Annotated in this window: 13 protein-coding genes and 1 pseudogene; 5 read left to right on the top strand and 9 right to left on the bottom strand. The window is 39.6% G+C overall.

Annotated elements, in window-relative coordinates; translation table 11 throughout:
• Positions 1-128: 128 nt before the first annotated feature.
• From DSM106972_RS33940 to DSM106972_RS54095, 5 genes and pseudogenes are all read right to left on the bottom strand, one after another.
• Positions 129-986, bottom strand: a complete 858-nt coding sequence (locus DSM106972_RS33940) for a heme oxygenase-like domain-containing protein (protein WP_127084827.1) — start codon at positions 984-986, stop codon at positions 129-131.
• A gap of 174 nt (positions 987-1,160) precedes the next feature.
• Positions 1,161-4,313 carry an efflux RND transporter permease subunit gene (locus tag DSM106972_RS33935; RefSeq protein WP_127084826.1) on the bottom strand — a complete coding sequence of 1,051 codons (3,153 nt, stop codon included), beginning with the start codon at positions 4,311-4,313 and terminating at the stop codon, positions 1,161-1,163.
• Between the two features lie 29 nt (positions 4,314-4,342).
• A complete protein-coding gene (locus DSM106972_RS33930) occupies positions 4,343-5,734 on the bottom strand; it encodes an efflux RND transporter periplasmic adaptor subunit (protein ID WP_127084825.1) in 1,392 nt (463 codons plus the stop codon).
• Between the two features lie 55 nt (positions 5,735-5,789).
• On the bottom strand, positions 5,790-6,668 hold the full coding sequence (locus DSM106972_RS33925; RefSeq protein ID WP_170213622.1) for a DUF8832 domain-containing protein: 879 nt from the start codon (positions 6,666-6,668) through the stop codon (positions 5,790-5,792).
• Between the two features lie 11 nt (positions 6,669-6,679).
• Positions 6,680-6,775: pseudogene (locus DSM106972_RS54095) on the bottom strand (flavodoxin FldA); the annotation flags it as partial.
• A 545-nt stretch (positions 6,776-7,320) separates the two neighbouring features.
• Here DSM106972_RS54095 and DSM106972_RS33915 point away from each other — a divergent pair.
• From DSM106972_RS33915 to DSM106972_RS33895, 5 genes are all read left to right on the top strand, one after another.
• Positions 7,321-7,515 (top strand): heavy-metal-associated domain-containing protein, encoded by a 195-nt coding sequence (locus tag DSM106972_RS33915; protein WP_127084824.1) that lies wholly within the window; start codon positions 7,321-7,323, stop codon positions 7,513-7,515.
• Between the two features lie 65 nt (positions 7,516-7,580).
• A complete protein-coding gene (locus tag DSM106972_RS33910; protein ID WP_127084823.1) occupies positions 7,581-9,842 on the top strand; it encodes a heavy metal translocating P-type ATPase in 2,262 nt (753 codons plus the stop codon).
• A gap of 15 nt (positions 9,843-9,857) precedes the next feature.
• Entirely contained in the window at positions 9,858-10,376 is a 519-nt protein-coding gene (locus DSM106972_RS33905; RefSeq protein ID WP_127084903.1) for a cupredoxin domain-containing protein, read from the top strand.
• A gap of 103 nt (positions 10,377-10,479) precedes the next feature.
• Entirely contained in the window at positions 10,480-10,893 is a 414-nt protein-coding gene (locus tag DSM106972_RS33900; protein WP_127084822.1) for a heavy metal-responsive transcriptional regulator, read from the top strand.
• 564 nt (positions 10,894-11,457) lie between these two features.
• Positions 11,458-11,739, top strand: coding sequence for a hypothetical protein (locus DSM106972_RS33895; RefSeq protein ID WP_127084821.1), 282 nt, complete (start codon positions 11,458-11,460; stop codon positions 11,737-11,739).
• Between the two features lie 346 nt (positions 11,740-12,085).
• On the opposite strand, the gene DSM106972_RS33885 is transcribed toward DSM106972_RS33895, so the two are convergent.
• From DSM106972_RS33885 to DSM106972_RS33870, 4 genes are all read right to left on the bottom strand, one after another.
• Complete coding sequence (locus tag DSM106972_RS33885) at positions 12,086-12,562, bottom strand: hypothetical protein (RefSeq protein ID WP_127084820.1); 477 nt, start codon at positions 12,560-12,562, stop codon at positions 12,086-12,088.
• 75 nt (positions 12,563-12,637) lie between these two features.
• Positions 12,638-13,030: a heavy metal-responsive transcriptional regulator gene (locus tag DSM106972_RS33880; RefSeq protein WP_127084819.1), complete on the bottom strand. Its 393-nt coding sequence runs from the start codon at positions 13,028-13,030 to the stop codon at positions 12,638-12,640.
• A gap of 280 nt (positions 13,031-13,310) precedes the next feature.
• Entirely contained in the window at positions 13,311-13,559 is a 249-nt protein-coding gene (locus DSM106972_RS33875) for a thioredoxin family protein (protein WP_127084818.1), read from the bottom strand.
• A 907-nt stretch (positions 13,560-14,466) separates the two neighbouring features.
• Entirely contained in the window at positions 14,467-16,179 is a 1,713-nt protein-coding gene (locus DSM106972_RS33870; RefSeq protein WP_127084817.1) for an iron uptake porin, read from the bottom strand.
• Positions 16,180-16,318: the final 139 nt, after the last annotated feature.

The raw sequence follows: 16,318 nt of genomic DNA, 5'->3' as shown, positions 1-16,318 counted from the left end.
CTAAATTTTACGTAATCTAGAAGAAGTCTTTTTGCTTATAATCCCGCCCTTTGAAGAAGGGAAGGGTGGGATGAATTGCTTAATTTTCGTATTACCAAATCTCTTGGCAATTTTAATCAGTATCACTATCATGCTAGCATTGTTGTTTTATGCCTACTGGAAGATCCAATCAAAAGATTCATTTGAGCATCCCAAAATTCGACCCACAAGTCACAGTATTTCTGACATAATTTAGTAATGTCATCGTATTGCGCGGGAGAGATCGCCTGCATAAGGACGTACCAAAGGTCATCTTCATGGGTGTCGTCGTTGGCTTCAGCCTGCATATCATCACTAGTGCCATGACAGACATAATACCCTGTAGTAACATTTATTCCTATCGCTTTGATGTTTTCACGCAGAGGCGCACTAAACAGAACTACTTCCTGTTCTGCAACTGCAAGCAAACTGGTGATTGAGCTTAAATCATGGTAGGAATCCTCAAGACACTTTCGCACCTGACTGGCAATTTTGCTAGGAATATACCTCTGTCGTTCCTCAAGACTAATTCCTAGTTCATCAAGTACACGCTCAAACAGAGGATAATGGGCTTTATGGGGATTGCCTTGGTAGTAGCCATACTGATCGAAACCAGGCTGAAAGCCAAACTCGTCCAGATTATTTAGGGTGAGAAGGAATCGGGCATACATTTTGCTACCAGGTTTAAGTTGCTGTTCCAACTTATGGGTTTGATATTGTGCTATCAGAAGGGCATCTGTAAATATCTGCACAATTGCATGACGGTACTCAAGGTGAATGCGTTTCATCTGTTCCCGATCAAAGGCTCCCTGATTTAGGGTCGCAATGATTGGATGAGTTGCAACTGGATGATACTTCAAACTAGAGCGTAAGTTAGTAATAAAGCTCTCATTATCCGACCACAAAGAAGTAGGTACTGAATCTTTCATCGCCAATCTAGCTTTTTGACGTGGATTATTCATTTCCATCAATGTATCCTCCATGTGTCTGTGACTTTCACAGCAATTTAAAATCCAAATTAAATGTAAAACATTCCCCCTACTGGAGAGTCAAGTCAGAGCGATAAGATTTTTTCTAGGTTTTTTGGGTTTTAATAGAGTTAAGTTAATACTCCCTCATATCTTAGGGTGCTGCATATCCCACTAGTGAGCATCCACTTTTGGCGGATAGACTTTTTTCGACAACCCATACTGTTGGCGAATCTGAATAATAATGATATAAAGTACTGGCACAACAAACAAGCTCAAGAATGTAGAAACAAACATTCCACCGAAAACTGCTGTACCTAATGACAGTCGGCTAGCAGATCCCGCTCCTGTTGCAATAAGCAGTGGATAGCTACCGATTAAGGTTGAAACTGTTGTCATGAGAATAGGGCGTAATCGTGCTTGTGCAGATTGTACCACTGCTGCCGTAATTGAAAGTCCCTGTTCTCGTAGCTGGTTGGCAAATTCTACAATCAAAATCGAATTCTTGCTAGCTAACCCGATTAGCATGACCAAGCCAACTTGGCAGTAAACATCATTGTACAAACCTCGTAGAGATTGAGCAGACAAAGCTCCCAAGACTGCTAAGGGAACCGCGAGCATAATGATTAAAGGATCGACAAAATTATTATATTGCGCTGCTAACACCAGGAAAACAAAAAATACTCCTAAGCCAAAAATAATTGGAGCAATACCACCAGACTCCACTTCTTCCAAGGAGATACCCGACCATTCAAAACCAAAATTCGCGGGTAAAACCTCAGCCGCTAATTTTTCCATTTTCTGTATTGCTTGCCCAGAACTAAAACCAGGAGCTGCTGCTCCGTTAATTTCAATCGAGCGATAAAGGTTGTAGTGGTTAATTGTTTGTGCCCCAGTTGTTGATTTTATCGTTACAACGTTGCTGAGGGGTATCATGTTTCCTTGTCTTGAGCGCACATACAAACGACCAACATCTTCTGGATTCGAGCGAAATTGTGAGTCAGCTTGAACGTAAACACGATAAGTACGCCCAAATTCGTTGAAGTCATTTACGTAGCGCGAACCAATGAACGTTTGTAGGGTGTTGAAAATTTCATCAATTGGAATCTGTAGAGCTTCTGCTTTACTTCTCTGTACTTCAACCATTAACTGGGGTGCGTTGGCAGTATAGGTACTAAAGACTCCTTGTAATCCAGGGGTTTGATTCGCGCGGCTAATTAGCTCGTTTTTGGCTTTATCTAATGCATTAATATCTCGATTGCTTTGATCTCCTCGGTCTTGTAATTGAAACACAAAGCCACCTACACTGCCGAGACTCTGAATAGTTGGAGGGTTGACGGCTAGAACAGGTGCTTCAGGAATTCCCATTAACGGCGCCCGTACCCGGTTGAGAATTGCTGATACAGATTGCTCAGGTTTTTTTCGCTCTGACCAAGATTTGAGAGGAGTCATAATTAACCCACGATTAGGAGTGTTCCCGCTAAAACTAACGCCACCCATTGCAAACACCCCCTCAATTTCAGGAACATTGAGCAATTCCTTTTCGGCTTTCATCACGACCGAGCGAGTGTAGTCTAACGAAACGCCATCAGGTCCTTGAATCAAGTTTACAAAATAGCCTTGGTCTTCCTCTGGTAAAAATGCTTGAGGAACACGCATATACAACCAGCCGGTTAATACCAACGACACAGTAAATAACAGTAACACAACTATTTTAAAGCGGGTAACGGCGCCGAGAATGCTTTGATAGCCTCGGCGCATCCAGTCTAAAAGGTCATTTACCCTTGCAAAAAACCAGCCAAGCAAACCGCGCGGTTGTTGTCCCCGACGTAGTAACATTGCGGATACCGCAGGAGTAAATGTAATAGCGTTAAATGTGGAAATTGTGGTTGAAAATGCAATTGTTAGCGCAAATTGCTTATATAGTTGTCCTGTTGTTCCTGGAAAGAAAGCAACTGGAACAAAAACAGCCATGAGAACTAGTGAGGTTGCAATCACTGCTCCAAACAGTTCGTGCATTGCTTCAGAAGCCGCTTGACGTGGAGTGATATTTTTTTCCTCAAGCAAACGAACTACGTCTTCAACAATAATAATGGCATCATCGACAACCATCCCAGTTGCCAAGGTTAAACCAAATAAAGTCAAGCTATTAAGCGAAAAATCAAATACTTTGACAAATGCAAAAGTACCAATTAACGAAACCGGAATTACAATTGCAGGAACAATAGTAGTGCGCCAATCTTGTAAGAAAAGGAAAATGATTCCCACAACTAGTACAATAGACTCAATTAACGTTTTGACAACTTCCCAGAAAGATGCTTCAACAAATAGCGAAGAATCATAAGGGATTTCATATGTTAATCCTGGGGGAAAATTCTTTGCTAGCCTTACCATTTCTGCCTTGACCGCTTTTGCTATTTCCAAAGCGTTACTACCAGGAATTTGAATAATTTGATAGCCTACAGAGATGTGACCATCATACCGAGCAAATGTACTGTAATTTTCTGCACCTAGTTCTGCGCGCCCTACATCTTTAAGTTTAATAAGCGTTCCATCATTTCCAGCTTTGAGAATAATATTCTCGAATTCCTCGGGTTCTCGTAATCTTCCAACAGCTTGCAAATCGATTTGAAACTTTTGCCCTTCGGGAGCGGGTGGTTGTCCAATTGCACCAATGCCTAATTGTAAGTTTTGTTGATTCAGCGCATTCACTACATCTTGAGCCGTTAAATTACGACTAGCAAGACGATTTGGGTCAAGCCAAATTCGCATAGCATAACGACGTTCTCCAAAGGATAGAACATTCCCTACACCATTTATACGTCTAAGAGAGTCTAACACATATAAATCAGTATAGTTACTAATAAAAGTATCATCGTAGCGGTCGTCAGAACTGTATAACGCCATCGCTAAAACAATTCCGCTTGATTGTTTTGTTACCGCAACTCCTGTTTGTTGTACCACTTCTGGCAGTTTAGGTTGTGCCAACAAAACACGATTCTGTACATCAGAAGCTGCAACATTAATATCATAACCCTGCTCAAAAGTAACCGTAATTGTACTAGTACCATCATTGCTACTGGTCGAACTCATGTATCTCATACCTTCGACCCCATTTATTTGTCGCTCTAAAACCGATGTTACGGTTTCCTCGACAATTTGGGCACTGGCGCCAACATAGTTAGCAGTGACGCTAATTTGAACTGGGCTAATGTCTGGATACTGCTCTATAGGTAACGTTGGTATGCTAATTAGTCCTGACACTAAAACTATCAAGGAGCAGACGATTGCAAAAACGGGTCGCTTAATAAAAAAATCTGCGAACATAGTTAAACAGCACAAAGAAACATCAGTAATTAATTGCTTTTTTCTGGTTCAGGAATAATTGGCGCGCCATCTCTTAAACCGAGTAAACCAGAGGTAATAATTCGTTCTCCAGGTCGCAATCCTTTAATGACCTGGTATTGGTTATTTTCAATACCGCCTAATTCAACAGGTTTTTGCCGAGCTATAAATTGAGGTTGGGCAGACTGCGATGAGCGTTCCTCAACTACAAACACAAACGCTTCTTTGGCTAAACGAGTTATGGCGCTTGTGGGAATCAGGACTCCAGGGCGCCGAGCCAAAACTACCCGCGCTCGAACAAACTGGTCGGTTCGCAGTTTTAGTTGAGAATTATCCAACAAAGCTTTAACAAGTACAGATTGCGTTTGATTTGCTGTATTGGGTGCAATGAAAAATATACGACTAGTGCCAATATTACGCCCTTGACCGTCTACTAGCTCTATATCGCTTCCTAACCGCAATTGAGCCACCTGTTCCACAGGAACCGAAATATTAACCTCCAATAAACCGTTTTCAGAAACGCTTATTAACTGAGTAGACGTATCAACAAAATCACCTACCTTAACAGGAATATCACCTACGATTCCTGCAAACGGTGCGGTAATTGTATAAAACTGAAGTTCCGCTGCCTGCTCCTTAATATTTGCCCTAGCTTGATTAACTAACCTCTGGTTCTTAACAATTGTAGCCTTTGCCCTAGAAACTACTGCCTGTGCCCTAGTAATCATCGCTTCTTGCGCTGCAATGTCAGCATCCGTTTGAGCAAGCTTGGCTTTTGCCGTCTCTAAGCTGTTTCGTCTTTGTTCTAAAATTTGTAAACTGCTGGCGCCTTCTTTATACAGTTGATTGAACCGCTCGTACTCGCTTTGATTAAGTCTTAAATCAGACTGTTCAGAAGCTCGACGAGCTTTTAAGGCTCTAAGTGCTGCTGTTGCATTTTTTGCATCTGCTTGGGCGCTTTTTAGTTCTGCTTGAGCAGTTTCTAAATCAGCTTGACTTGATTGATAAGCTGCAATTCGACTGTCAACAGAAGCTTGCTGCTGCTTGGCATCAACTTTCAGAATAGGAGTATCCCTTTTAACTCTCTCTCCTGCCCGAACAAATATTTGAGAAACCTGACCCTGAATTCTTGGTCGCAAAGTTACAGAGCGACGAGACTCCAGATTTGCAACAAATTCTGCACTTTCCTCTATAGTGCTAGATTGCAATGTTGTAACTTGTACCTTTGTTGCTGGGTGTTGCCCAGCTACTGTTGGGGGTGATTCTTTGCCCGGAGCCATAAACCACCAAAACCCAACACCCCCACCAAGTAGAACTAAGGCTAACATTGCCCAGAAGCCCGGTTTTAACTTTGGTGTCAACGAACGATCATTATTTGAATGTTGAGACTCAAAAGATTCCATAACTAAACAGTTAGAGCGATGTAAAATTTATAGAAATTTGAAGCTAAGGCTTTTTTTAGGTTGCCTTTACCCAAAAATCAGCCGTGATAATTTCGCCATTGCGATTAAACTGTCCCCAAAGCTTGTATAGTCCAGGTTCTGGAAAGCTGGTCATAAATTTAACCTGTCCGGGAGTTTGATTTTTGACTGCGTGAGCATGGATATAATCAGCAGAGGTAAGTGAGGTTCCTTGACGTACTATTACCAAATGTCCTAATTCACCCATATAAGGCTGCAAATTTGTGACAGGTTGATTATTGGCACCAACAAGATTGAATGTGACAGCAACTTCCTCACCCGCTTTAACCGTCTCGGAAGGTAACTGTAAATCGACCTTAGTATTGTTAAATATTTGACTGCGTTTGAAGTTTACGTTTGGGGAAGATGAACTTTCACCGCTTACTTGAGCTTTGAGAGTCGAGACTTGCGTCGATTTTCCAGTGGGTTTATAGTCGCTAAATAGCGTGTAATTTCCCGGTAATGGTAATTTAGCTTCGACAGTAAAACGACCATTGCCTTCATAACGTGGGTGGAGGTGAGCAAAAAACTGAAGGTCATCGCTAACTATGATTAAATGCATTAGTTCTTCATGGGAAACATCAAACTTATTAATTGGCTTTCCTGTTGCATCTGTAATATCAATTACTAACGGAACAGAGGTATTGACTGTAACCGTTTCTGGAAGTGTAAGTTTTGCCTGAGTCGTTGGTGTTTTTGTGTGATCTGAATTGTACGTAGAATGTCCTTGATGATTTCCTGATTGTGTTGAATGCATATGGTTTTGCTCTCCTGCTGAAACTGCTTTTATCGGTTCTTGACTATTGGGTGATGTTGAGCAACTTTGTGCAAATAATAAAGTTGCAGTAGTAACAAGCGCGCTCATTAATATCTTCATAAGACTTACCTCATATCAACAATACTGTCGCTACCAAACTCTTTCTGAATAAGTTCGGCTTCTGTTTGAGTATTCCCTGTTTGATCTCCGTAAAACAAGCCAAACAAGAGCCATCTTTCCTCCTTGCTAAGTAGCGTGATAAAGGTAGAGTTAGGTGTATGATTCAATAACTAAATCTCGTTTCAAACTACCTTAAATGCTCCACCTAACTGGAGAGTCAAGAGGGACACAAAAAATTTTTCAAAAGGCTAAGGATGCCAGTTTTACCCTCTTACAGGCTGTGTTGGAAGTTATCATTTAATTTCAAGCGGATAAATCAATATAAATAAAGGCTTCTAGCCCTAACATATTAGTAGAGCTAAAAGCCTAAAAACAGTATCTCTAAGAATCTAGTCAGATGTTTTCAACTTTTAGTATATTATATGAAAATGAAATAATGATGAAATTTTTGAAATGAAATTAGGATGAAATTTTTAGTTTGTTTTGGCTTTTGACACAAATAACTGCAACCTGCTCTTGAAGCTGAAATCATTGGCAGGCTTACTTTACGTAAGTTTTTAGAGAATTTCGGCAAAAAATTTTCTCAAACCCCTTGACTCTCCAGTAGACAGGAGAATTCAAAATAAGATTAGTTATTGAGAGGGTAATCGACATGACACTTGAACTCAAAGTTCCAAATATGGCTTGTTCTGCTTGCGGCACCACGATTACAGAGGCAATAAAAGCTATTGACCCAACTGCTGCGGTTCAAACTGACCCGAAAACAAAGTTAGTTAACGTTGAAACTCAAGCATCCGAAGTGGCAATTAAACAAGCGATTACAACTGCTGGTTACTCGGTTGCGTGATAGCTGTACTATATGAGGGCGGGCGATCTGAAGCCCACCCCACAATATTTTGAGTGGAGGAAAATATGGAGAACACGACTTTAAAGCTACGCGGTATGAGTTGTGCTTCTTGCGCGCGGAGCATAGAAGAAGCAATTAGTTCTGTAAACGGTGTCAACGAGTGTATTGTTAATTTTGGCGCCGAACTAGCAACTGTAGAATACGACCCAAGAAAAACTGATGTCACAGTTATCCAACAAGCTGTGGATGAAGCTGGTTATTCTGCATACCCATTGCAAGAACAAAACCCAGCCGCACAACAGGATGAAGCCGAAAAACGTAGACAATCAAGAGAAACTAATGAATTAACGCGCAAAGTAGTTGTATCAAGTATTCTCAGTGGAATTATTGTTATTGGCTCTATACCAATGATGACAGGACTACACGTACCTTTCATTCCCATGTGGTTGCATGACCCTTGGCTACAACTAGTGCTAACAATTCCCATCCAATTTTGGTGCGGCTTATCTTTCTATAGTAATGCGTGGAAAGCTTTTAAACGCCATGCGGCAACTATGGATACTCTTGTTGTATTAGGAACCAGTGCGGCATTCATTTATTCGCTGTTTCCTACCTTCTTTCCTAGTTTCTTCATCTCTCAAGGTCTAAGACCGGATGTATATTATGAAGCGGCGGCAGTTATTATTGCTTTAATTTTAGTTGGAAAGCTTCTAGAAAGTCGTGCGAAAAAACAAACTGGAGAAGCGATTCGTAAACTCATTGGTTTACAAGCCAAAACCGCACGTTTAATTCGTAACGGTCAAGAAATAGATATTCCAATTGAAGAGGTGCAAATTGGAGATGTGATATTAGTTCGTCCTGGTGAGAAAATTCCAGTTGATGGTGAAGTAGTTGATGGCACATCGACTATTGATGAATCTATGGTGACAGGAGAAAGTGTACCTGTAAAAAAACAGCCGGGAGACGAAGTAATTGGCGCCACTATTAACAAAACTGGTAGCTTTAAATTTCAAACAACGCGAGTAGGTAAAGATACAGTGTTGGCACAAATTGTCCAGCTTGTACAGCAAGCTCAAGGTAGTAGGGCGCCTATCCAAAGATTAGCAGACTCTGTAACAGGATGGTTTGTACCTGCGGTAATTGCAATTGCACTGCTTACTTTTATGATTTGGTTTAATATCATGGGTAATCTGACTCTGGCTTTGATTACCACAGTCGGAGTTTTAATTATCGCTTGTCCTTGTGCATTGGGTTTGGCAACTCCAACATCAGTAATGGTAGGAACGGGTAAAGGCGCAGAAAATGGTATTTTGATTAAAGGCGCCGATAGTTTGGAATTAGCACATAAAATCAAAACAATAGTACTAGATAAAACTGGCACTATCACCCAAGGCAAACCCACGGTTACAGATTTTGTTACTGCTGACGGTACTGCAAACGGTAATGAAATTAAATTATTGCAATTAGCAGCATCACTTGAACGCAATTCAGAACACCCACTAGCAGAAGCGGTTGTGAGATATGCCCAAAACCAAGAAGTAGGGTTAGTTTCGGTGAGTAATTTTGAAGCAATTGCAGGCAGTGGCGTACAGGGTGTAGTTGATAACCACCTGATACAAATTGGTACACAACGCTGGATGTCAGAATTAAATATAAACACCCAACCATTACAACAACAAAAAGAACATCTAGAATATCTGGGTAAAACCGCTATTTATATCGCAGTAGACAGTAAAATTGCGGGGTTGATGGGTATTTCTGATGCAGTCAAACCCACCTCCACCCAAGCAATAAAAGCATTACAAAAACTTGGCTTAGAAGTAGTAATGCTGACAGGAGACAATCGCCGTACTGCAGAAACTATTGCCCGTGAAGTTGGTATAAAGCGTGTTTTGGCAGAAGTTAGACCCGACCAAAAAGCTGAGACTGTAAGGAAATTACAAAGCGAAGGAAAAATTGTTGCGATGGTTGGTGATGGTATCAATGATGCTCCTGCTTTAGCTCAAGCCGATGTAGGTATTGCTATTGGTACAGGAACAGATGTAGCAATTGCTGCAAGTGATATTACACTTATCTCCGGTGACTTACAAGGTGTAGTAACAGCAATTCAACTTAGCCATGCAACAATTCGCAACATTCGCCAAAATTTATTCTTCGCTTTTATTTACAATGTTGCAGGAATTCCAATTGCCGCTGGTATTCTCTTTCCTATTTTTGGCTGGTTGCTAAACCCAATTATCGCAGGCGCCGCGATGGCATTCAGTTCAGTTTCAGTATTAACAAATGCATTGCGTTTGCGTAACTTCCGACCCAAAGTAGTTGTATAAAAAGGGACAAATATGTTGATTAAAAACGTAATTATTAGCAGTTTTGCTTCTTTGGGATTATTGTTAGGTGTTGCTACCACCAAAACAGTAGCACAAATGCCTCACGAAACCCATAGTTCTACGACATCGCAAACAAGTGAGTTTCAACGTATTGAACAACCGCTATGGGTAAAAGCAGCAGTTACAGCTTCTGGTTTAGGGTTAATTGGTTTGGAAATATGGTGGTTTTTGTTGAGTAAATCAAAATCCAGAAAGGCAGAAGCTCATGACGGCATTCAAGAAGTTACAATTACAGTAGACGGGGGTTACGAGCCAAGTCGAGTAGTTGTAAACGCAGGTCAACCAGTTCGCTTAAACTTCCTACGTCGTGACAAAAGTAGCTGCTTGGAACAAGTTGTATTTCCCGACTTTCACATCGCCCAAGACTTGGACTTAAATCAAGTCACCCCAATTGAGTTTACACCTCAAAAACCAGGTCAATACACTTTTGCCTGTGGCATGAATATGTTTCGCGGTGTCGTCGAGGTAAGGTAGTGCGCTTCCATAGGGGGTTTCCCCTACTCACGTTTCTCTTGACTCTCTAGTTAGCTGGAGAGTTTAAGATCAAGATTAGGAAATGATCATAGAGGTATGTGTTATGTTACTCCAAGAAAAAACAAAACAAATAGGCGCCGTTGCCAAGCAAACTGGTGTACCAATCAAAACTATTCGTTATTACGAAGAGCTAGGGTTGCTCAAAGCATCGGGTAGAACTGAAGGTGGGTTTAGATTGTTCGACTCTGATGTTTATGAACGCTTACACTTTATTAAACGCGCGCAGAGTCTTGGATTAAGTTTGTTAGAAATTAAGGAGCTTTTAGAAGTCCACGACCAAGGCGATTTACCTTGCGACCATATAAAAGAAAAATTGCAAGATAAAGTAGCTGTAATTGATAAGCAAATTCAAGAACTGATAATTTTTAAGCAGGAGATACAAGGTCTTCTTTCAGGATGGGAAAAGGTGACTAATAATATCGAACCAACAATTTGCCCAATTATTCAAAGGTATTAATTCGATGTAGTAAGAGCAATATGTCCACTAAGCCGTCTTCGCTATTTTTAGTATTACAGAATAATCTTCACCAAATTTGTATATTGCGTCAGAATGCTGCCGTAAATCTTCAAACAAAATATACTGTGTTATAAATTGATTCGGAATCATTTTTATAGCTTTGAATAATAGTCTGTAGATCAGTTGTCATATAATTATATTCTTTTAATGTTCTAGTTTTTAGAAAATAAATTTATGTGTCATTACTTAAATATATTAACAATACTGTATTAAAAATCACTATACCACTAAATCAGCTGTATTACTGGCTTTCAGCTACTTATTTTCGCCGCGAATCTTGTGGTGCATTCCGGTGAACCTCCAAGGGCGCCGCAAACCTCCCATAAAATACGAAAGCATACATTTCTTGTAAACCTTACTGTATATGGTTTATATAATGCGTTTCTTGAGATAAGCAAAATATATCGATTTATCTCTTGACTCTCTAGGTGACTTGAGAGTTTAACATAGCTTTCAGTCAGTTCAAAATAGCTGACAGAAAACAAGGTAGAGAGTAAAAAACATATGACTACACACATGAAAACCTTATTTGTTGGTGCCTTAGCAAGTTTTGCACTTCTGACATTAGTTGCTAGTCCCAGCCGAGCAGAGAGTCGCGCTACGAATGCGAATACAGCTACAAGCTCTAAGACTGAACAGCAGATTAGCCAAACACCATCTTCCCCAACTAAACAGCAGTTAGAAGACAAAGGATGCGCTTGTTGTAAAAAAATGATGGGTAATACACAGCAGATGGACAACAAAATGCATCAAATGATGAACAATCAACAAAACCCTTCCAGATAGACTTCTAGAAGACTAGCGGCAAGGATGACTTAAAATATCCTTGTCGCCATAATGTATAATTGGTAACAAAATTTCAAGATTACTGTAATTACATATAGATACCGTTTTCTAAAGTCAGCGCCTGGTCTTTATCGCAGTAATGATGGTGGAAAAACTTGGAATAAGCTTTGGACTGAAACTAGTGGAGTGATTGTGAAACTAGCTTCTTCTGCTAACAGTCCACAGATACTTTATGCAGTTAATGACAAGAATGCTGTATTTCAATTGCAAGATGGGGGCCAAAACTGGAAACAAATAAGCTAAATATTTCTACATATTTTTTTTAGTAAATTAGTTCCAAACTTTTTCATTGTTCCTTTCGATAGCCCAACATCTGACGGTGACTTAAATAAAGTACCAACGGTGGCAAAATTATCCACTGAAATACAGCTAGCCAACTCATACCAAGAACAGGTACAGCAAATACCGGAACTCCATAGGTTTTAGTGACATTTACTCGGTATGTTTCAATTACTAAGGTGATGATTAAACCTACACTAGTAAAAAGTAAAGTAAATTTCAAGGTTGGATTAATCATCCAACGACGAGAACGAGCTAGCATACTTACAATCCAAGCACTAATAAGAGTAATAACGCCATCACCGAATGAACAGTGAGTTAAGTCTTTAATTTTGTCTAACAAAGTCGGCTTACCATAGAATTCGTAGTAAGGCGCCTGCCAAACTTCATAAACAAAATTTATGAGAAAAGCAAAAAGGAATAAGTTTACTTCCGGTGTAGCTAAAACCCAAATTATCCAAGACTTGGTTGGCTTGTTTTTCATTGTTATTTTTTCCAATTACAACGTTTTATTGCAAAAGTAGTTCAAAATTGGAAAGTAGAACTATCAACCAGTAGGTTAATTTTTCTGAATGATTGGGCAAATTTTGTCCTCTGGCTTGTCTGGTAAATTTTTCCAACCAGAAAGTAATTCTCTTAACTCATTGCGTAGAGTTAACAGTTCGTTAATTTTACTATCAATTTGTATTAGCTTGTTTTCTAACTTTTCTTTAATATCACTACATGGAGGCTTTCCATTGTCATAAACATTAAGAATATCTCTAATTTCCTCTAGACTAAGACCAAGATTTTGTGCCCGTTTAATAAAAGCTAAACGGGTAAGGACATCTTCTGAAAACTGCCGATATCCTCCCTCTGTACGTCCATAAGATTTGAGGAGACCTGAACTCTCATAATAGCGAATAGTTCCAATCGGAACTCCGCTTAAAACTGTGACTTGACCAATTAACATACATTTTCTTGATTGTGACTCAACATTTACACATCTATATATTTATAATTAATACCAAAATTTTCTGTATACTATTGTCGCAGATATTTATAATTTTGATAAGAGCAAAGTATACAAAGCTTAATGCTGTGTAGCAGTTCGTTCAGGAATTGTAAAAAATTGCAAGCAGGTAGAGACGCGCTTACGTTTACGTGAAAGCGTCTCTACGAATGCACGATTTTCACTTAGGCTATCACACCCTGGACTCCACACCTCTAACTTTTCACGGTATGTGTAAACGTCAGATACTTTGACCCACCCCAGCAGCTAGAAGTTGCTCTCGATTAGGTTTGCCAGTCAGAACTAGTTTTCCATTAACGATGATCGCTGGCACTGCATTTACTCCATACCGTTTGGCTTTTTCCTGTTCTTGCCGCAGCTTATAAATCGATACTTCACAATGAGAGCAAGCCAATTCTTGCACCATTTGCACTGTTTCATCACAGAGAGGGCAGTCAGCCGTAAAAATTTCTATTTGACGTTTTGTCATAATGTCCACCTAAAATTTTTCTTACTTATTTTATTTTTAACCCTCTAGTGGGCTAGAGAGTCAAGCCCTTTCTAGTTTCTAAATTTTTTTCTTGGACTGGCGCCTAATTGTAATTAAGATGACAGTTCAGATAACAGTTCAGTTTATAGGTATTGCAATCACATCTGGAAATAAATCTTTATACATATTTACTTAACTCTACAGTAAACTATAAAAGGATGCGTTTGTTGTAAAAAACGATATCAAAGCCGGGTAAATGTACGTAGTTAAAACAAGCCAAAATCGTTGTCTTGTAAGGATTAAGTTATGCTGGAACAGTCTTAAATCAAGCGAATTTGATATTCTGGATAAGATGCAATAGGTGGACAATAAAATTCATCAAATTATGAACAGTCAACAAAACTTTGAAAATAGACTACAAGAAAGATAGCGTCAAGAGACGACTTAAAAGATTTTTGTAGCTATAATGTATAATTGGTTATTAAGAAAATCGCAATATTACTGTAAACAAATTAAGAAACACTCAGCAAGTCCAATTGCCAAGTAGGTGTAAGTGAGACTTAGTTAAAGTAGTAATAAAATTTAACTAAGTGCAATGGACCTGATTGAGCTATTTTAATTCTGACAGGTCAAGATGAAATCAATATGAAATATAAAGCAATATAAGAAATTTAGGCTTGCGTTTAAAACTACAAAAACTTATTAAATGTTATGCATCTAAAACGGCTCAAGTACTATTAACAAACTATTAGTATCTATGTATACAGAGAAAAACTATGTAGCATTTCTAATTTATTCGTGTTCACGAACTGCGTGCTACTCAAATCAAGATTATAGAGACGCGACATATCGCGTCTCTAAATTTGCACCTGAGTGAGATGCTCCCTAAACAACAGCTAATTGCACTCTAAAACGAAAAGTTAGTACGGAGTGTACCTACGTAGATAGTGTCATTGTTGTTGTTATGTTCGGGATTGAAGATTACTAATAAACCTGGAGTAACAGAAATATTCTTATTTACTTGCATACGGTACAAAGCTTCCAGGTGGTAAGAAGTGTCGTTATCTTCGCGTCTAATAGTTCTTGTGGCAGAAGTGAAAGCATCGTTACTGCTGACTTTAGGTGGTTGACCAAAGATAAAGCCAAGCAAGTTACCTTCTTTCACAAAGTCTTTGATGCTAAGGGTTGCAGCCCAATAATTGATTGATGCATTATCTCCTTTATTTACTCCTGCACCATTTACCAATGCTTCTGCATCGGCATAACCGTACCAGCCACCAATGGTCAAGCTTGAGCTAGGTATGAAATTTGCTTGTATGCCATAGTGGTTGGCGGTAGTGGCAACACCATTAAAAGGATTACCCGCGTAGATACTCCCAGTACCTTCAAACATGTTGATACCAGACAAACTATTTTGATAGTTACGAGCATAAGTCAAACCAACATTTAATGCTTTACTAGGTTGGAAAACTAGTTGACCAAGAGCAGTGTAGGCGCCATTTGTCAGACCTGCACCTAAACCAGGATTATTTGCTGTACGAGCTACATAAGATGCTGATGCAGAGAAAGGAGAACCTTTCGGATTTATATTTATAGTTGCGCCTGCACCACCAAAGCCTGTGCGGTAAATGGGGCTAAAACGACCATAACGAGATAAAGCGCCCTTATTATCACTAGCTAAGTCAGGGTTGAAGTTGTTGATATTGTCGTATATATTACCACCTGCTGCATCTACTTTGACTCGTATTGAATCACTGAGGTCAAAAGAGTAGTTGACTTTATCAACACCCATGTTATTATCTTGATTCCCATCGAAACCAAAGCGGGTCATGTTAGTGCCTGTTACATTTGTGTCATAGGGAGTTACATTTCGGGCTTGCAAACGTATTTGCAACAAGTCTTTAGCATCAAAGCTCGTATTCAAGATTAAACGAACTCGGTCAGTGAAAATAGTGTTGGAATCTAATTCTCTAGCGGTATTTGGGTTGGCACCAGAAGGCACCGCCCTTTTATCACCACCAAAAACATTAGATATGTTAAAGATGATTTCTCCATTCAGCTTTGTTGTAGTGGAAAATTGATTGGCTTCTATTTCAGAAGTACGAGCTTCAAGAGCATCTACACGACCCCGTACAGTTGCTAGTTCATTAGAGAATTCTTCTTGCAACCGTTGCACAGTTGCTAAGTCTTCTTTAGTAACCAAGTTAGTAGTAGCTGTGGCAATTAGTTCGTTGACTCGCTCTAAGCAAGCATTTAAACCAGCGGCAAATTCATAACGGGTCATAGCACGGTTTCCCCGAAAAGTTCCATTCGGATAACCAGCAATACAACCATAGCGCTCAACAAGCGACTGCAAGGCCTGAAAAGCCCAGTCTGTAGGTTGCACGTCAGAAAACTGGGAAACAGATGTGACTTGGGCAGTGTCACTACTGTATTGTTGGATTTGGTTTAAAGAAGAGTTACCGGAAGTCGGGTCTACTTGAGCTAGGGCATCAATTTGATTTACTTCAGACTTTACTGGATTCTCGGCAGCTATGGTTGATATTGAAAAAGCAAGGCTACTTACTAGAGCAACAGGACTAAACAGTAGATATTTCCACAAAAATTTAGCTTGGGACATGATTTTTATTCCTCATACAAAGTAATATTTGTTACAGCGGGTTTGACCCTATAAATAAGATTCTCATAATCGGATGAAATCAAGATGAAATTTAACTCAATTTTTTTAAATAGGAGCAACTACTCAGAGAAGCACCTGC

This window comes from Dulcicalothrix desertica PCC 7102 (assembly GCF_003991905.1).
GTDB lineage: Bacteria > Cyanobacteriota > Cyanobacteriia > Cyanobacteriales > Nostocaceae > Dulcicalothrix > Dulcicalothrix desertica.
This window is presented reverse-complemented; position numbering and strand designations above follow the sequence as displayed.